Genomic DNA, 15002 nt, shown 5'->3' on the forward strand with positions numbered 1-15002 from the left:
GGAGCAGTGACCTGTGAGGTGCCCAGCAACCATGCCGGCCGCAACGTTTGAGTTCCAGGTAGAAGCCCGTCAGCTGTTGCAGCTGATGATCCACTCCGTCTACTCGAACAAGGACGTCTTCCTGCGCGAGCTCGTCTCCAACGCCTCCGACGCGCTGGACAAACTGCGCCTGGAGGCGCTGCGCGACGACACGCTCGACGCCGATGTGTCCGACCTGCACATCGAGATCGAGACCGACAAGGACGCCCGTACCCTCACGGTGCGGGACAACGGCATCGGGATGTCGTACGACGAGGTCGGACAGCTCATCGGCACGATCGCCAACTCGGGCACGGCCAAGTTCCTCCAGGAACTGCGGGAGGCCAAGGACGAGAGCAACGCCGAGGGGCTGATCGGCCAGTTCGGCGTGGGCTTCTACTCCGGGTTCATGGTCGCCGACGAGATGACCCTGGTGACCCGGCGGGCCGGCGAGACCCAGGGCACCCGCTGGTCGTCGCGCGGCGAGGGCACGTACACCCTGGACACGGTCGAGGACGCGCCGCAGGGCACCTCGGTCACCCTGCACCTGAAGCCGGCCGACTCCGAGGACGCGCTGCACGACTACACCTCCGCCTGGAAGATCCGCGAGATCGTCAAGCGGTACTCGGACTTCATCACCTGGCCGGTCCGGATGGTGCCGGAGGCCGGTGAGGACGGCGCGACGCCGGAGCCCGAGACGCTGAACTCCATGAAGGCCCTGTGGGCCCGCTCGCGGGACGAGGTGTCCGACGAGGAGTACCACGAGCTCTACAAGCACCTCAGCCACGACTGGCGCGAACCGCTGGAGACGATCCGCCTCCAGGCCGAGGGCACCTTCGAGTACCAGGCCCTGCTGTTCGTCCCCTCCCACGCCCCGCACGACCTGTTCACCCAGAACTACCGGCGCGGGGTGCAGCTCTACGTCAAGCGCGTCTTCATCATGGACGACTGCGAGGCGCTGCTGCCGCCCTACCTCCGCTTCGTCAAGGGCGTCGTCGACGCGGCCGACCTGTCGCTCAACGTCTCCCGCGAGATCCTCCAGCAGGACCGGCACATCCAGCTGATGCAGCGCCGGCTGACGAAGAAGGTCCTGTCCTCGGTCAAGGAGCTGATGACCGGTTCCCCGGACAAGTACGCCACGTTCTGGCGGGAGTTCGGGGCGGTCCTGAAGGAGGGGCTGGTCACCGACTCCGACAACCGGGACGCCATCCTCGCCGTCGCCTCCTTCGCCACGACCGGCTCCGAGGAGGAGCCGACCACGCTGAAGAGCTACCTGGAGCGGATGAAGGACGGCCAGGACGCGATCTACTACATGACCGGCGAGTCCCGGCAGGCCATCGAGAACTCCCCGCACATGGAGGCGTTCCGGGACCGCGGCATCGAGGTGCTGCTGCTCACCGACCCCGTCGACGAGGTGTGGGCCGACGCGGTGGGGGAGTACGAGGGCAAGCCGCTGAAGTCCGTCGCCAAGGGCGACATCGACCTCGGCACGGACGGCGACGGCAAGTCCGAGGAGGAGCGCGAGAAGCAGACCGCCGACTACGCGGACCTGCTCGGCTGGCTGAAGGAGCAGCTCGGCGCGGAGGTCAAGGACGTGCGGCTGTCGTCCCGGCTCACCGTCTCCCCGGCCTGCGTCGTCTCCGACGCGCACGAGATGACCCCGGCCCTCGAGCAGATGTACCGGGCGATGGGCCAGGAGGTGCCGGAGACCAAGCGCATCCTGGAGCTCAACCCCGACCACCCGGTCGTCAAGGGCCTGAACGAGGCGTACACCGAGCGCGAGGACCGTACCTCCCTCGTGGAGACCGCCGAACTGCTGCACGGCCTGGCGGTGCTCGCCGAGGGCGGTCAGCCGAAGGAGCCCGCGCGCTTCGTCAAGCTGATGACGGACCGTCTGGAACGCACGCTGTAGTACGCGCGTTGCAGTAGGCGGATCGGGGGTACCGGGAGGACGACGGTGACGGGACGGCCGGAAGGGTGACGATGGGTTCGGTGGCTCAGTTGCGGCAGCTCAGGGCCGTGTACACGGGCGGGGTGGCCGCCTGGTCCTTCTGCCTGCTGTTCGGCGTGGTCACGGGCGACGGGTCGGCGCGGCAGACGGTCCTGCTGCTGGCCCTGCTGGCCGCCTTCCTGGTCCTGCTGCTGTGGTCCACCTGGTGCCTGTGGGAGGCCGGGGCGCACCGCCCGGCGGACCGGGCGCGGGGCGCCGGGGGCGGGTACGCCGACCGGTCGTAGCGCAGGGCCGGCCGGGTCAGCGGACCCTGTCGCGCAGATACTCGGTGAGGGCGGTGCCCGGCCGGAAGGCCGCGGTGCCGTCCTCGCTGTGGAAGCCGCCGAAGCTGCCCAGGGACACCGTCTCACCGCGGCGCAGGGCCTGGGCGATGGCGCCGGGCCGCTCCACGGTGCCGAAGACAGCGTCGAAGACCCTGCCGACCTCCTCCGGCGCCAGCGGCCGTTCGCCGCCGTGCCCGGCGGTCGCCTCGGAGGCCGCTGCGACCAGACGCGCCTTGTCCATGAGCCGTACCCGTCCGTTCCCGTAGCCGTTCCCTGGCGTTTCCGTAGCAGTGGAGAACCACGGCGGGACCACCGTGGCCGACACTCCCCCCAGCATCCGGGCAGTCCGCCCCGGGCGCACGTCGGACCCGGCTCACTCGCCGAGTGCCGCCGCCATGGTGTCGAGGTCGGCCAGGAGAGCCGCGAGGCGTTGCCCGGGGATGGCTTCGATCATGCGTTCCTCGATGGCGTAGACGGCGCCGCGGGCCGCGTGCAGGCGCTGCCGCCCGGCCGGGGTGAGGTGGACGGGCAGGGCCCGGCCGTGCTCGGCGCCGGCCGCCCGGGTGATGAGACCCGCGTCCATGAGGCCGCGCAGGACCACGTTGGCCGACTGCCGGGTGACGAAGGTGCCGCGGGCCAGGTCGGCGTTGGACAGGCCCGGCTGTTCGTCGCAGAGTTCCAGGCAGGAGTACTGCGGCACGGTGAGGTCGTGCTCGCGCAGGGCCCGGTCCATGGCGCCGCGCAGGGCGGCGGCGGCGCGCTTGAGGCGGTACCCCACGTGTTCGGTGACGTCCTTGGCCGGATGGGGCGAGGGTACGGGTGTGCGGTCATCCATGTCAGCATTTTGACATGGGGGAGGGGTGGTGCCTACAGTCGGGCATGTCAAAGTCCTGACATCGCAGCTCCAGTAACCCCTCGGAGGAACCATGTCCGCCACCGCCGTCGAAGGTCCCGATTTCGTCGCTCTCCAGGTGAGGGACGTGCCCGCCGCGGCCGCGTTCTTCGAGGAGCGCCTCGGGCTGCGCCGGGCCCCCGCCTCGCCGCCTGGTGCGGTCGTCTTCGCCACCAGCCCGATCGCGTTCGCCGTCCGCGAGCCGCTGCCGGGCGTCGACCTCACCGGCGACGCGCGCCCCGGCCTGGGTGTCGCGCTGTGGCTGCGCACCCCGGACGCGGGCGCGGTGCGCGAGCGGCTCCTGGCGGCGGACACGCCGGACGTCGGCCCTCTCCAGGACAGCCCGTTCGGCCCGATGTTCTCCTTCACCGGCCCCGAGGGTTACCGGCTCACCGTGTACGGCGGCTGACCGCGGGTGCCGCCGTCCTCACCCCCGGCGGTCCGTTCTCGCTCGGCGCCGCCGTGCGGCAGGGGCGGACGCGCGAGGGGAGTGGCGGCATCACCGCCCACCCGGCCGGCCCGCACGGTCCGGCCGGTGGGCGGTCATCGGCCGCCGGGTCCGGACGAGCCGCACCGCCGCCGTCACCTCACCGCCCGCGCCGCGGACCCACGGCGCGGGCCTCCCGCGGTTCCGCCGGGCGCCCAGGCGCCCGGCGGCCAGGCCCACCGTCAGGCCGGCGAGCTGGAGCAGGGTGGTCACGAAGAGGAAGGTGCCGGACGGCGCGGACAGCAGCTCCGCCACCTGGGGTGCGACGAGCGCCCCGGTCAGCAGGAAGACGCAGCACCCCGCGGCCACCGCCAGGGTCCACCGCCGCGGCCGGAGGGCCACCAGCGCCGCGACGGCCCAGCAGAGGTGAGGGCCCGGCCCGTCGTACCCTGACCGGCGTCCGCCGCACCGGCCGCCGGCGGACCCGCGACGGCGGCGAGGGGCCCGCGGGTCTCCTCGATTCCGTCGGCGCGGTCATCGGCGTACCGCCGCCCGGCGCCTGCGCGCGAGCGCCGGCGCACCCGTCACGATCACCGCGACGACGGCCACGATCCGCAGCAGCGTCGTCCGGACCCGGCGGCCGATGACCGCCCACCCGGCCGGACCGTGCGGCCACGAACGCGAACCGTGGACGCATACAGAGCACCAGTCCGACGGCGAGCGGGACCAGCGGACCGGGAGGTGTCAGCGGGTGGTCCGCCCCGCCGATGATCTCGACGACGACCGCCGCCACCACGAGGAACTGCGCCGCGATGACGGCTTTCACAGTGTTCGGGTGGTTTTCCGTGTCCATGGTGTCACGCCAGGCCCGGACCCGGCCCGGTACGTCCTCCCAGGAGAGGCTCGCGCCCTGCTTCCCACGCGGTGGGGCCCGTTGCAGTGACCGAGACGGGCCCGGCTCGTTGACCGCCGGTAAAGCGTGACGACCAGGTGCGGGAGCAGACGTGGAGTTCATCCATCACAGTGTCTTCGAAGGGTTCCGTTTCGGCTGCCGGGTGGTGGAGCAGCCGGCAGCCGAAACGGAACCGGTCGTGGTCCTGGGCGGGGCCTATCAGACCATGCATTCCAACCGGCGTTCCGAGCGGCCGTGGGCGCGCGCGGCGACCCTGGTCAACGTGGAACTGCCGGGACTGGGCACCGCGGACGACCTGCCGGCCGAGTACGGCTTCGACTTCATGGGCGACGCGCTGGGACATCTCCTGGACGAACTCGCCCTGGAACGCGTCAACATCATCGCCGTGTCCTACGGCACCGCCATCGCCTACCGCTACGCCCACCGCAACGCCGAACGGGTGGCCCGGCTGGCCCTGGTGGGGGCCACGCCCTCGTTGCCGGGGGACGCGCGGGCCACGGTGGAGGCGATGAGCCGGCTGCTGCGGACCGGCGACATGGCGGAGTTCGCGCGGCGCGCGGTCGACCTGCTGGTGTGCCGGCGCCCGGAGTGCCTGGCCGCGCATCCGCACAGCGCGGCCGAGGTGCTGCGCCGGGTCCTGGAGGCCGCCGACCCGCACGACGTGGAGCGCTACGCCGCCGCCAACGACCGCCTGCTGCGGCACCCCTTCGACCACCCGGAGGGCATCCGGGGGGTGCGGGCGCTGTGCGTGAGCGGGGAGCACGACCGGCTGTGCCCGCCGCAGCGCGCCCGTGCGGTCGCACAGAGCATCCCCGGCGCGGTGTTCACCACGATGAAGGGCAGCGGACACGTCGTCCACCTGGAGCGGCCCAAGGACTTCAGCGATGTGCTGGCGCGCTTCCTGACCGACCGGGAACTGGCGGGACACCCCAGTCTGACCACGCTGGAACACGTACCGGCGGCGGACGAGGGGAAGACGCCCGTACGGGTGTGACGGCGGCGGGCCGGCCCTCGACAAGGCCCGTGCGGCGCGGCCCGCGCCCGCTTCACCGGCCCGGGAGAGGCGGAGACCTGAGGAGCCGGAGCGCCGCGCAGCAGCCGAGGAACGCGGCGCAGCAGGACCACAGTCCGAGGGAGGTGAGGGGGATGAGGCTCGTCGTGCGTCGGTGAAGACGCAGTCGACGTGCGGAGGCAGGAGACCGCGGTCGGTCGCCGCGACCTCGCCGGACGGTGCCGAGTGCAGACGGGCCACCTGCCACCGGAAGCACGCGTTGTGCAGCTCGGTGGCCGACATCCCCATGAGCGGCGACACTTGAGTGGCCCACAGGACGGCGGCCACCGCGGGCGCCAGCACCAGTCCCGCTCTGGCCCAGCGCGGCGCGCGGGACGGCAGGGCGGTCGCCCAGGCGACCGTCCCCGCCACCAGGAGCGCCGCGCCCCACCACATCAGCCAGGTGCCGGCGGCTGTCGGATGGCTCGGCCCGTACGCCGACGAGTCCGACCAGTAGCACGACAGGTCAGGGGGGAACACGTCGGCACGGGCATGCCGCAGCGGGTAGTCGGCGTCGAGGGTCCGCTGCCCGCAGATCTCCGCGGACCGCGTCAGCGCGAACCCGTAGGCGAGCGTATGGGCGTATCCGAGGACGACCAGGCACGCGCCCGCCACCCACCAGCTCAGGTGCCGCGGGGGACGCCGACGGCGCTTCCACAGCGCGTGACCGGCCACCCCGGCGGTCAGCCAGACCACCAGCACCAGCCAGAGCAGAAGCCACGCGAACACCTGCCGCCTCCTTGGTCTCCCCATGAGACGGAAAAGGTCACGTCCGTGGTTGCGGCGGCCGCTGCGGTGAGCGTCACCGAGGCGCTCAGGCGCGCATTCCGAACAGGAAACGGGTCACCCGGGCGCGGCGGACCAGCAGTTCGTAGGCGGCGACCGTGAGCGGCAGGGCGATCGCCACGAGGACGGCGTACTCGACCGGGATCGGGGCCGGCCAGCCGGTCACGAAGTAGGCGACGGCGACCACGACCGGCTGGTGCAGGACGTACAGGGGCAGCACGGCGGCGGCGAGACAACCGTGAAGGCGCCGCCGTGCCGTCGCTGCCGGCACCGGTCGCGGCTGCGGTTCCGGTGCGGTGTCGGGCGGCCGTCGGGTGCGGCGGCGGTCCAGGAGGCCGGGGACGGCGACCACCAGGCACCATCCGGACGCCCCGAACAGCGCCCGCGCGACGGTGGCCTGCGCGCCGGTGTCCGTGAAGGGCTCCTCGGCGACGGCGAACCCGGGACCGGCCCCCGCGAACAGCAGCACACCGAGCCAGGCCGCGGGCACCGCCGACTCCCGCACCGCGGCACGGAAGCGGTCGTCGGCGGCGAGCGCGAACCCGGCCAGGAAGAACAGCAGGTACGACCAGCGGTGCCAGCCCGCGTAGTTCTCCTCCATCTTCCCGAAGGCGCAGATCGCCGAGGTGCCGAGGGCCGGCAGGAGCACCACGCCACGGCGGCGCGCGGCGGTCCGCGCCGCACGGTCGCGGGCACGGCGCAGCCACCCGCGCGGCAGCCACCGGTGCAGCGGCGCCAGCAGGAGCGAGAACGCCAGGAGCAGCACGACGAACCAGAGGTGACCGGTCTCGAAGTACTCGCCCTGCACGATGAACGGCACCTCGTCGAATTCCAGCCGCACGTCGTAGAAACGGGGCAGGAAGCCGAGGTACGACCCGTGGTGGTCCGCGCCGGCCGCGCGTTGCCGCAGCCACTGCGGCAACGGGTTCAGCACCAGGGTCGCGAACACCAGCGGGACGCCGAGCCGCAGCAGACGCTCCCGGGCGAAGCCGCCCGCGCCACGGCGGCGCAGCGAGTACCAGGCGCCGAGCCCGGAGATGAGGAACAGCAGCGGCATCGCCCAGACGACCCCGAACCCGGCGACGATCAGCACGGCCTCGCTGGTCTCGGCGTTCTTGACGTAGAAGTCGTCGTCCGCGGCGAAGACCAGCGCCGAATGGAAGAAGACCAGCCCGATCACGATCAGCATCCGGATCACGTCCAGCTCCGGCCGCCGCTGCGGCGACTGTCCCCGTGCGGGATGCGTGTGCGTCGCCATGCCGGCCCCCCGTCGCCCCGACTGCCCCCACTGTCGACGGACCGGCGGCCGGACGCCAGGGAAGAACGCACTACCGTGTCCGTGTGATCACCATGGAATGGGACTGCCTCACCGACCGCGACCGCTTCAACGACCGGTACGTGGCGGAGCGGGACCGCTTCGCGGACGCGGCCCGGGACGCCGACTGGAACGGCGTGTTCGACCGGTTGGGCAAGCATCCGGGGTGGGCCAACCTGCCCCGGCCCGGCAACCGCAGCGGTTTCGCCCCGCTGCACCAGGCGGCCTGGCACGGCGCGGACTTCGCCGTCGTCTCCCGGCTGATCGCGCACGGCGCCTGGCGCACCCAGCGCGCCCGGGACGGGCGGCGCCCCGTGGACGTCGCGCGGGAGCGGGGGCACACGCGTCTGCTCCAGCTCCTGGAACCGGTCCAGGTGCGCCGCCTCCCCGGCCCCGAGGACGTGCTGGAGCACCACTTCCACACCCTGCTGCGGGAACGCACCGGCACCTGCTTCCAGCAGACCGAGTACCTGCTGCCACCGCTGACCCCGCTGACGGAGGGCCCGGCCGTGGCGATGACGTTCACGGTGATCGGCATGATGGGCGGCTTCACCTACCGCCTGGACGAGAACTCCCTGCGCGTGCACGGCCACTCGCGCATGGACGCCGACGACGGGGACCACTACCGCGTGACGGCCACGGGCTGGTCCAGGATCGAACGCCGGCCCGTGCCGGCGTCGTCGACGACGACGATCCGTCCCGCGACCGCGCGGGACGCGGCGGTGATCGCACGGATCCACCTGGACTCCCGGGCCGCGACGATGCCGTACCTGCCCCCGCCGCGCCACGGCCACGAGGACGTCACCCGGTGGATCGAGGACGTGGTGCTCAAGACGTGCCGCGTGTGGGTGGCGGTACGGGGGACCGAGGTCGTCGGCTACGCCGCCCTCGAAGGAGACATGCTCGAACACCTGTATCTGCGGCCGGACGTCCGCCGCCGGGGCATCGGCACGCTCCTGCTCGACGAGGCCCGACGGCACAGCCCGCACGCCCTGTCCCTGTACGTCTTCCAGCGCAACACCGAGGCGCGCGCGTTCTACGAGCGCCACGGCTTCCGCGTCCTCGACACGAGCGACGGCGGCCGGAACATGGAGAACCTGCCCGACATGACGCTGCGCTGGACGGCGTCACCGGACCCCGCGCCCTGAGGCGGTCACCGGCCGGCCGCCCGGGGAAGGGCACTCTCCTCATCCGCCGCGCAGGTGGTCGTGGAGGGTGCGTGCCACCCGGGCCATCAGCGCCTCGGCGGCCGGCTGGAGCACGGCCGGGACCGTGGACTCGGTCAGCGCGACCACGGCGAGCGTGTCACCGTCGTCGTGCTCGACCACGCCCGCCTCGTGCCGGAGGTTCAGCAGGGTGCCGGTCTTGGACGACCACGTCGAGGCGTCGGAGGAGAAGTCGGGCGCCAGCCGGTGCCGGATGACGTTCTGGCCCATCAGGGAGCGCACCCGGGAGGCCACCTCCGCCGGGATGCGCGAAGGCGTCCACAGTGCCTGGAGCAGGTCGGCGAAGGCCCGCGCGGAACCGGAGTTGGCCCGGCTCACGTCGAGCTGCGGGACCGGATGCCCGCCGCCCGCCGTCCGGGACCCGATCGCCAGTGAGTGGGCGAGGTGCGCGTCACCGGGCCCGAGCCGCTCGGCGGGGGTCTCCACCAGGTCGCGCATGCGGTGCCGTACCGCGAGACCGGTGACGCCCGCATCCCGTACGGTCCGGTGCACCTCGGCGGGCGGTACCAGGTCGAACAGGGCGTCCGCGGCGGCGTTGTCGCTGACGGACGTGGACAGGTAGAGCAGGTCGTCCACGGCCACCCGCGCGGGGTGCCGGAACCGGCTGAGTCCCGTCGGCCCCGGGGAGGTGACCTGCCCGGGGGCCACCTCCACCGTCGTGGCGCCGTCGAGCGCCCCGCGGTGGACCCGCTCCAGCACGGCGACGGCGAGGGCGACCTTCACCAGGGACGCGACGGGGAACTCCCGGTCCGCGTCGACGCCGATCTCCTCGCCCGTCGACAGGTCCCGGACCAGGAAGGAGCCCGACAGACCCGCGTCGGCGAGCATTCCCCGTGCTTGCCTGACCACGCGTTCGGTACTCAAGCGCCGTCCTCCTCGGCGCCGTTCCGCTCCGCGCTGTCCGCCGCCGAGCCGTCCGCCTCCGCGCCGAGGGCCCGTGCCACCTGCGCCCCCAGACCCTCGCGCACCCGTTCCGCGTCGTCGCCCGTCAGCGCCGCGACCCCGTACCCGCGCACGACGGCCTCGCCCGCGAGCGGACGCCACCGCAGCCCCAGTTCCGCCGCCTGCGGCCGGGGGCAGAGCAGGAGGTCGTCCGTACGCAGCGTCTCCGACACCGCTTCGACCAAGGACGCGGCGACGGTGATCTGGGCCGGGACGAGCGCGGCCCGGTGGCCGAGCTGCTCCAGCCGGTCCCGGATGTGCGGTACGTCGTCCTCCGGCTGGATCCGCAGCCGCCGGAACCCGGGCTGCGCCCGCCCGGGCCGCAGGGTCTCCAGCCGCAGCGGCTTGACCGGCGCGTCGCCACCGGCCCGGGACGCGACGCCGAGCGGCACGGTCCAGTCGGCCTCGTCCCGGGGCAGCGCGAGGAGCGCGGCGCGCACGTCGTGGGAGCGGAGCAGCTCCGCGCGTTCCGCCGGCCCCGCGGGGCGCAGGTCCAGGACGGTGCCCTGGTCCCGGGCGGCCGCGTCGAGCAGCGCCAGCCGCCGCACCGGGCAGGTCCGGGGCACCGCGAGACCGAACGGCCGCAGCCTGGCCCGCTCGGCGTCGTACTCCATCGCCTCCGCGAGCCGCACCAGCCGCTTCGCGGACGGCAGCATGTCCCGCCCGAACACGGTCAGCGTGGCGCGCCGCGTCGTGCGGTCGAAGAGCCGCTCCCCGAAGTGCCGTTCCAGCGCCGCGATCCGCCGGCTGGCCACGGACTGCGGCACCCGGGCCGCCGCGGCACCGAGCGTGAAGCTGCCGCGTTCACTGACGTGCACGAACACCCGGCAGGCACTGACGAGATCCACGGCACCCGAGCCTATGCCACAAACGCATGGGAACCCTCATTTCTGTCTTTGCCCGCATGACCGGGCCGCTGACAGGCTCCTCACATGCCTACTCCGAAGAACCGGGCGGCGCTGTTCGCGGCGCCCTTCCTGCTCGTACCGGGCCTGCTGACCGGCTGTGCCGACGCCACCGGCGTCCAGGCGGCCCCCACCCCCTCCGCTTCCGCCTCCGTCCCGTCGTCCGCCTCCCCGGCGGCGACCCGCGCTCTCGCCGAGGTCGAGAAGCGGTACGACGACGCCCGGCTGGGCGTGTACGCACTGGACACCGGCACGGGCCGCACCGTGACGTACCGGGCGGACGAGCGGTTCGCGCACTGCTCGGCGTTCAAGGCCCTGGCCGCCGGCGTCCTGCTGAAGCGCGCCACCGACGACCAGCTCGACCGGGTGGTCTCCTACGACTCCTCCGACCTGCTGGAGTACGCGCCGGTCACCTCCGAGCACGTGGACACCGGGATGAAGCTGAGCGCCCTCGTCGACGCCATGCTGCGCTACAGCGACAACACGGCCGCCAACCTGATCCTGGAGGAACTCGGCGGCCCCGGGAAGGTCGAGGCGGCGCTGCGCGGCCTGGGCGACACCACGACCAACCTCGACCGCGTCGAACCGGAGCTGAACGAGGCGACGCCCGGCGACGACCGGGACACCAGCACCCCGCGCGCCCTCGCCACCGACCTGCGCCGGCTGCTGCTGGAGGACCATCTCCCCGAGGCCCGGCGGAAGATGCTCGGGGACTGGATGGCGCGGAACACGACCGGCGACCCCTACATCCGGGCCGGTGTCCCCTCCGGCTGGAAGGTCCAGGACAAGACCGGCGCCGGCGGCTACGGCACCCGCAACGACATCGCCGTCGTCCGCCCGCCGGACGGCGCTCCGATCGTCGTCGCCGTCCTGTCCGACCGCGGCACGAAGGACGCCGCCTCCGACGACGCGCTGATCGCGGACGCGACGAAGACGGTCGTCGCCGCGCTGCGCTGAGCGTCCGCTCCGGTCAGGTTCAGTGCCGCGCGAGGATCGCGGTGAGGCCGAACTCGAAGCGCTCCTCGAAGGAGCCCGGGCTGAGGTGATCGCCCACCCGGTGCAGGGCCGGGTGGGTGGCCTCGGTGACCGCGTCCCGCAGCCGGTCGCCCAGGGACTGGCGCTGGGCGGCCTGTTCCTCCTGGGTGAGACCGAGGGCGAAGTACATGACCGTCCAGGTGGTCCAGGCGGCCCGGCGCTCGTCCAGGCCGCCCTCCAGGAGCGCGGCGACGAACGTCTCGGCGAACCGCAGGGTGTGCGGTTCGGCGGCGTAGGTGCCGACGACGAGCGCCGCGCCGTCGCGGTGGCCGAGCAGGGCGCGGCGGTAGCGGCGGGCCAGCTCACGGGCGCGCGGGTCCGGCGTGTCAGGCAGGCCGTCCAGCGGGATCTCCCCGACGACCGCGTCCGCCATCAGCTCCAGCATCCGGGCCTTGGTCTTCACGTGCCACAGCACGGTGTTCATCCGGACGCCGAGCCGGTGGGCCACCGCGCGGGTGGAGAGCGCGTCCAGGCCCTTCTCGTCCAGCAGCTCCAGCGCGGCGCGGATCACGGTGCCGGGTTCGAGCCGCTCGGCCGTTTGCTTATTGGTCATTGACCTAGTTTACTGCGGGCGAGGCGCATTGGTCAGTGACCAAGAAGCGCTGACCGGAACACGACCCGGAAAGGCCCAGTCATGCAGGCACACCACGTCGTCATCGCCGGAGGCGGCCCCGTCGGACTCTGGCTCGCCGCCGAACTGCGGCTGGGCGGGATCCCCGTCACCGTCGTCGAGCAGCGCACCGAGGCCGACGAGCGCTCCAAGGCGCTCACCATCCACCCGCGCACCATCGAGGTCCTGGCCGCACGCGGGGCCCACCGGCCGTTCCTCGCCGAGGGCCTGCCGATCCCCACGGGCCACTTCGCGATGCTCGACGACCGGCTCGACTTCCGGGAACTGGACACACCGTTCCCGTACACCCTCGCCCTGCCGCAGGCCCGCACCGAGGAACTGCTCCAGGAGCACGCGCACGGGCTGGGCGCGACGATCCGGCGCGGGCACCGCGTCACCGCCTTCACCGAGCGGGCGGAGTCGGTGACCGCCCAGGTGGCGGGGCCGGAGGGCGGGTACGAGATCGAGGCGGCGTACGTCGTCGGCTGCGACGGCACCCGCAGCACCGTGCGCACCGCCGCCGGCATCGGCTTCCCCGGCACGCCCTCCACCGTCCTCGGCTGGCTCGGCGACGTCACCCTCGACAACCCGCCCCGGCCCGGCTTCAGTTCCCTGAACACCCGAGGCGGGGTGATGGTCGCGCCGCTGCCCGGCGGACGGTTCCGCATCGTCGGGGTCAGCCCCGACAGCCTCACCACCGAGTGGCCCGGCGACCTCACCTTCGACGAACTGCGGCAGAAGGTCACCGCCGTCACCGGGGACGACTTCGGCATGCGCGACCCGTCCTGGCTCTCCCGCTTCGGCAACGCCACCCGGCTGGCCGCCGAGTACCGGCGGGGCCGGGTCCTGCTGGCCGGCGACGCCGCCCACCAGCACTTCCCCGCCGGCGGAGTCGGCATGAACGTCGGCATCCAGGACGCCCACAACCTCGGCTGGAAGCTGGCCGCGACGCTGAACGGCTGGGCCCCGGACGGCCTGCTGGACACCTACCACGCCGAACGGTGGCCGGTGGGCGCCCAGTTGGCGCAGCACAGCCGCGCCCAGACCTCCCTCATGGCCACCTTCACCCCCGAGGCCCTCGATCTGCGCTCCCTGCTCAGCGGCATGATCGCCGACCAGCCGGCGTTCGCCCGCGCCCTCGCCGAACGGCTCACCGCGCTCGCCGTCCGCTACCCCGCCGCCGACCCCACGGCCCACCCGCTCACCGGCACCCGCGCCCCCGACCTGTCCCTCACCGGCACGGACACCGGCCTGTCCGGCCTGCTGCGGCCCGACGCGTACCTGCTGCTCGACCTCACGGCCGGCGGCGCGCTCGGCGGCCTCGCACGGCCGGGGCTCGCCGTCCGCACCGGAACGCTCGACCAGCCCCCCGCCCCCTGGGCCGACGTGCGCGCCGCCCTCGTCCGCCCCGACGGGCATGTCGCCTGGGCCGGCACCGGCCGGGACGACGCGGCCCCGGCCGTGGACAGGTTCGTCACCCCTCGCCGGTGACGGGGCGCCTCCACCGCGCAGCGCGCGCAATCTCCTCCGGTTAGGATCCGGGGCATGCCGCTCACCGTGCAGGACGTGGACCGGTTCGAGGCCGCCAGGCCCCGTATGGAGGCCATCGCCTACCGCCTCCTCGGCTCCGCGAGCGATGCCGAGGACATCGTCCAGGAGACCTTCCTGCGCTGGCAGAGCGCCGACGTCGAGCGCGTCGAGGTCCCCGAGGCCTGGCTGACCAAGGTGCTCACCAACCTGTGCCTCAACCAGCTCACGTCGGCCCGCGCGCGGCGCGAGACCTACGTGGGGCAGTGGCTGCCGGAGCCGCTGCTCGCCCCGGACCCGATGCTCGGCCCGGCCGACACCGCCGAGCGGCGCGAGTCGGTCTCGTACGCGGTCCTCACCCTGATGGAGCGGCTGTCCCCCAGGGAGCGGGCCGTGTACGTGCTGCGGGAGGCCTTCGACTACTCCCACCGGGAGATCGCCGCGCTCCTCGACGTCACCGAGGCGGCCGGCCAGCAGCTCTTCCACCGCGCCAAGAAGCACCTCGCCGAGGGCAGGGCCCGCGGCGAGGTCGACGAGGCCGCCGCGCGGCGGGTGGTCGAGGAGTTCCTGGCGGCCGCCACCAGCGGGCGGACCGAGACGCTCGTGGAACTGCTCACCGCCGACGCCGTCGCGATCGGTGACGGCGGCGGGAAGGTCCCGGCCCGGACCAAGCCGTTCGAAGGGGCCCTCGCGGTCGCGAAGTTCCTGCGGGGCCTGTTCAAACCCGCCCGCTCCAAGCGCGCCCTGGTCGGCGGCTCGCCGGCCATCCACCTCACGAGCGCCAACGGCGGCCCCGCGGTCGTGGCGGTCCTCGACGGCCGGGTCGTCGGCATCATGTGCCTGGAGGTCACCGCCGACGGCATCGCCGCGTTCCGAAGCCAGGCCAACCCCGACAAACTCCGGCGCGCGACCGAGGTCTGGGCGGCCACCGAGCACGGGGAGCCCCTGTTCCACGCCTTCTGAACACTTCGGAACACTTCAGGCCGGTCACTCGTGATGTGAGGTGCTTCACATCGCGTTCCTGTCAGGAAAGGGCCGGCCGCCCGGTTCAAGGGGCGGAAGCACGCACGACACGTGCGGG

Annotated in this window: 16 protein-coding genes; 9 read left to right on the forward strand and 7 right to left on the reverse strand. The window is 73.2% G+C overall.

What is annotated here, in order from left to right:
* The first annotated feature begins 31 nt into the window (after nucleotides 1-31).
* Both htpG and J7I94_RS08750 read left to right on the forward strand, forming a co-directional pair.
* Complete coding sequence (gene htpG / locus J7I94_RS08745; protein ID WP_215166378.1) at nucleotides 32-1930, forward strand: molecular chaperone HtpG; 1899 nt, start codon at nucleotides 32-34, stop codon at nucleotides 1928-1930.
* Nucleotides 1931-2010: 80 nt separating this feature from the next.
* Nucleotides 2011-2253, forward strand: a complete 243-nt coding sequence (locus J7I94_RS08750) for a hypothetical protein (protein WP_215166379.1) — start codon at nucleotides 2011-2013, stop codon at nucleotides 2251-2253.
* A gap of 16 nt (nucleotides 2254-2269) precedes the next feature.
* On the opposite strand, the gene J7I94_RS08755 is transcribed toward J7I94_RS08750, so the two are convergent.
* Complete coding sequence (locus J7I94_RS08755; RefSeq protein WP_215166380.1) at nucleotides 2270-2533, reverse strand: HU family DNA-binding protein; 264 nt, start codon at nucleotides 2531-2533, stop codon at nucleotides 2270-2272.
* A 132-nt stretch (nucleotides 2534-2665) separates the two neighbouring features.
* Entirely contained in the window at nucleotides 2666-3127 is a 462-nt protein-coding gene (locus J7I94_RS08760) for a MarR family winged helix-turn-helix transcriptional regulator (protein ID WP_215166381.1), read from the reverse strand.
* Between the two features lie 91 nt (nucleotides 3128-3218).
* Between J7I94_RS08760 and J7I94_RS08765 the strand changes: the two genes are divergently transcribed.
* The gene (locus tag J7I94_RS08765; protein ID WP_215166382.1) at nucleotides 3219-3593 is read left to right on the forward strand and encodes a VOC family protein; all 375 of its coding nucleotides are present in this window, start codon (nucleotides 3219-3221) and stop codon (nucleotides 3591-3593) included.
* A gap of 90 nt (nucleotides 3594-3683) precedes the next feature.
* On the opposite strand, the gene J7I94_RS08770 is transcribed toward J7I94_RS08765, so the two are convergent.
* Complete coding sequence (locus J7I94_RS08770; protein WP_215166383.1) at nucleotides 3684-3980, reverse strand: hypothetical protein; 297 nt, start codon at nucleotides 3978-3980, stop codon at nucleotides 3684-3686.
* Between the two features lie 635 nt (nucleotides 3981-4615).
* Here J7I94_RS08770 and J7I94_RS08775 point away from each other — a divergent pair.
* On the forward strand, nucleotides 4616-5518 hold the full coding sequence (locus tag J7I94_RS08775; protein ID WP_215166384.1) for an alpha/beta fold hydrolase: 903 nt from the start codon (nucleotides 4616-4618) through the stop codon (nucleotides 5516-5518).
* A 322-nt stretch (nucleotides 5519-5840) separates the two neighbouring features.
* Nucleotides 5841-6032: a hypothetical protein gene (locus J7I94_RS08780; protein ID WP_215166385.1), complete on the forward strand. Its 192-nt coding sequence runs from the start codon at nucleotides 5841-5843 to the stop codon at nucleotides 6030-6032.
* Nucleotides 6033-6389: 357 nt separating this feature from the next.
* On the opposite strand, the gene J7I94_RS08785 is transcribed toward J7I94_RS08780, so the two are convergent.
* Nucleotides 6390-7619, reverse strand: coding sequence for an acyltransferase (locus J7I94_RS08785; RefSeq protein ID WP_215166386.1), 1230 nt, complete (start codon nucleotides 7617-7619; stop codon nucleotides 6390-6392).
* A 779-nt stretch (nucleotides 7620-8398) separates the two neighbouring features.
* On the opposite strand from J7I94_RS08785, the gene J7I94_RS39490 reads away from it, so the two are divergent.
* Nucleotides 8399-8824, forward strand: a complete 426-nt coding sequence (locus tag J7I94_RS39490) for an N-acetyltransferase family protein (protein ID WP_374198369.1) — start codon at nucleotides 8399-8401, stop codon at nucleotides 8822-8824.
* A 39-nt stretch (nucleotides 8825-8863) separates the two neighbouring features.
* Here the strand turns inward: J7I94_RS39490 and J7I94_RS08795 are convergent, their stop codons facing one another.
* Both J7I94_RS08795 and J7I94_RS08800 read right to left on the reverse strand, forming a co-directional pair.
* Nucleotides 8864-9766: a serine hydrolase gene (locus J7I94_RS08795; RefSeq protein ID WP_215166387.1), complete on the reverse strand. Its 903-nt coding sequence runs from the start codon at nucleotides 9764-9766 to the stop codon at nucleotides 8864-8866.
* Entirely contained in the window at nucleotides 9763-10692 is a 930-nt protein-coding gene (locus J7I94_RS08800) for a LysR family transcriptional regulator (RefSeq protein ID WP_215166388.1), read from the reverse strand. The genes J7I94_RS08795 and J7I94_RS08800 overlap by 4 nt, the downstream gene beginning before the upstream one ends.
* Nucleotides 10693-10776: 84 nt before the next feature.
* Between J7I94_RS08800 and bla the strand changes: the two genes are divergently transcribed.
* Nucleotides 10777-11706 carry a class A beta-lactamase gene (gene bla / locus J7I94_RS08805; protein ID WP_215166389.1) on the forward strand — a complete coding sequence of 310 codons (930 nt, stop codon included), beginning with the start codon at nucleotides 10777-10779 and terminating at the stop codon, nucleotides 11704-11706.
* Nucleotides 11707-11725: 19 nt separating this feature from the next.
* Here the strand turns inward: bla and J7I94_RS08810 are convergent, their stop codons facing one another.
* Nucleotides 11726-12337 carry a TetR/AcrR family transcriptional regulator C-terminal domain-containing protein gene (locus tag J7I94_RS08810; protein ID WP_215166390.1) on the reverse strand — a complete coding sequence of 204 codons (612 nt, stop codon included), beginning with the start codon at nucleotides 12335-12337 and terminating at the stop codon, nucleotides 11726-11728.
* Nucleotides 12338-12418: 81 nt separating this feature from the next.
* Between J7I94_RS08810 and J7I94_RS08815 the strand changes: the two genes are divergently transcribed.
* Nucleotides 12419-13885 carry an FAD-dependent monooxygenase gene (locus tag J7I94_RS08815; RefSeq protein ID WP_215166391.1) on the forward strand — a complete coding sequence of 489 codons (1467 nt, stop codon included), beginning with the start codon at nucleotides 12419-12421 and terminating at the stop codon, nucleotides 13883-13885.
* Between the two features lie 54 nt (nucleotides 13886-13939).
* The gene (locus J7I94_RS08820) at nucleotides 13940-14884 is read left to right on the forward strand and encodes an RNA polymerase sigma-70 factor (RefSeq protein WP_215166392.1); all 945 of its coding nucleotides are present in this window, start codon (nucleotides 13940-13942) and stop codon (nucleotides 14882-14884) included.
* The last annotated feature ends 118 nt before the right edge of the window (nucleotides 14885-15002 follow it).

The sequence above is a fragment of the Streptomyces sp. ISL-12 genome (assembly GCF_018614415.1).
Lineage (GTDB): Bacteria > Actinomycetota > Actinomycetes > Streptomycetales > Streptomycetaceae > Streptomyces.

Excerpts from the sequence above, each read along its gene's own strand:
- J7I94_RS08820 (WP_215166392.1), top strand. The coding sequence starts at position 13,940 with ATGCCGCTCACCGTGCAGGACGTGGACCGGTTCGAGGCCGCCAGGCCC.
- J7I94_RS08810 (WP_215166390.1), bottom strand. The coding sequence starts at position 12,337 with ATGACCAATAAGCAAACGGCCGAGCGGCTCGAACCCGGCACCGTGATC.
- J7I94_RS08760 (WP_215166381.1), bottom strand. The coding sequence starts at position 3,127 with ATGGATGACCGCACACCCGTACCCTCGCCCCATCCGGCCAAGGACGTC.
- J7I94_RS08755 (WP_215166380.1), bottom strand. The coding sequence starts at position 2,533 with ATGGACAAGGCGCGTCTGGTCGCAGCGGCCTCCGAGGCGACCGCCGGG.
- J7I94_RS08815 (WP_215166391.1), top strand. The coding sequence starts at position 12,419 with ATGCAGGCACACCACGTCGTCATCGCCGGAGGCGGCCCCGTCGGACTC.
- J7I94_RS08785 (WP_215166386.1), bottom strand. The coding sequence starts at position 7,619 with ATGGCGACGCACACGCATCCCGCACGGGGACAGTCGCCGCAGCGGCGG.
- htpG (WP_215166378.1), top strand. The coding sequence starts at position 32 with ATGCCGGCCGCAACGTTTGAGTTCCAGGTAGAAGCCCGTCAGCTGTTG.
- bla (WP_215166389.1), top strand. The coding sequence starts at position 10,777 with ATGCCTACTCCGAAGAACCGGGCGGCGCTGTTCGCGGCGCCCTTCCTG.
- J7I94_RS08765 (WP_215166382.1), top strand. The coding sequence starts at position 3,219 with ATGTCCGCCACCGCCGTCGAAGGTCCCGATTTCGTCGCTCTCCAGGTG.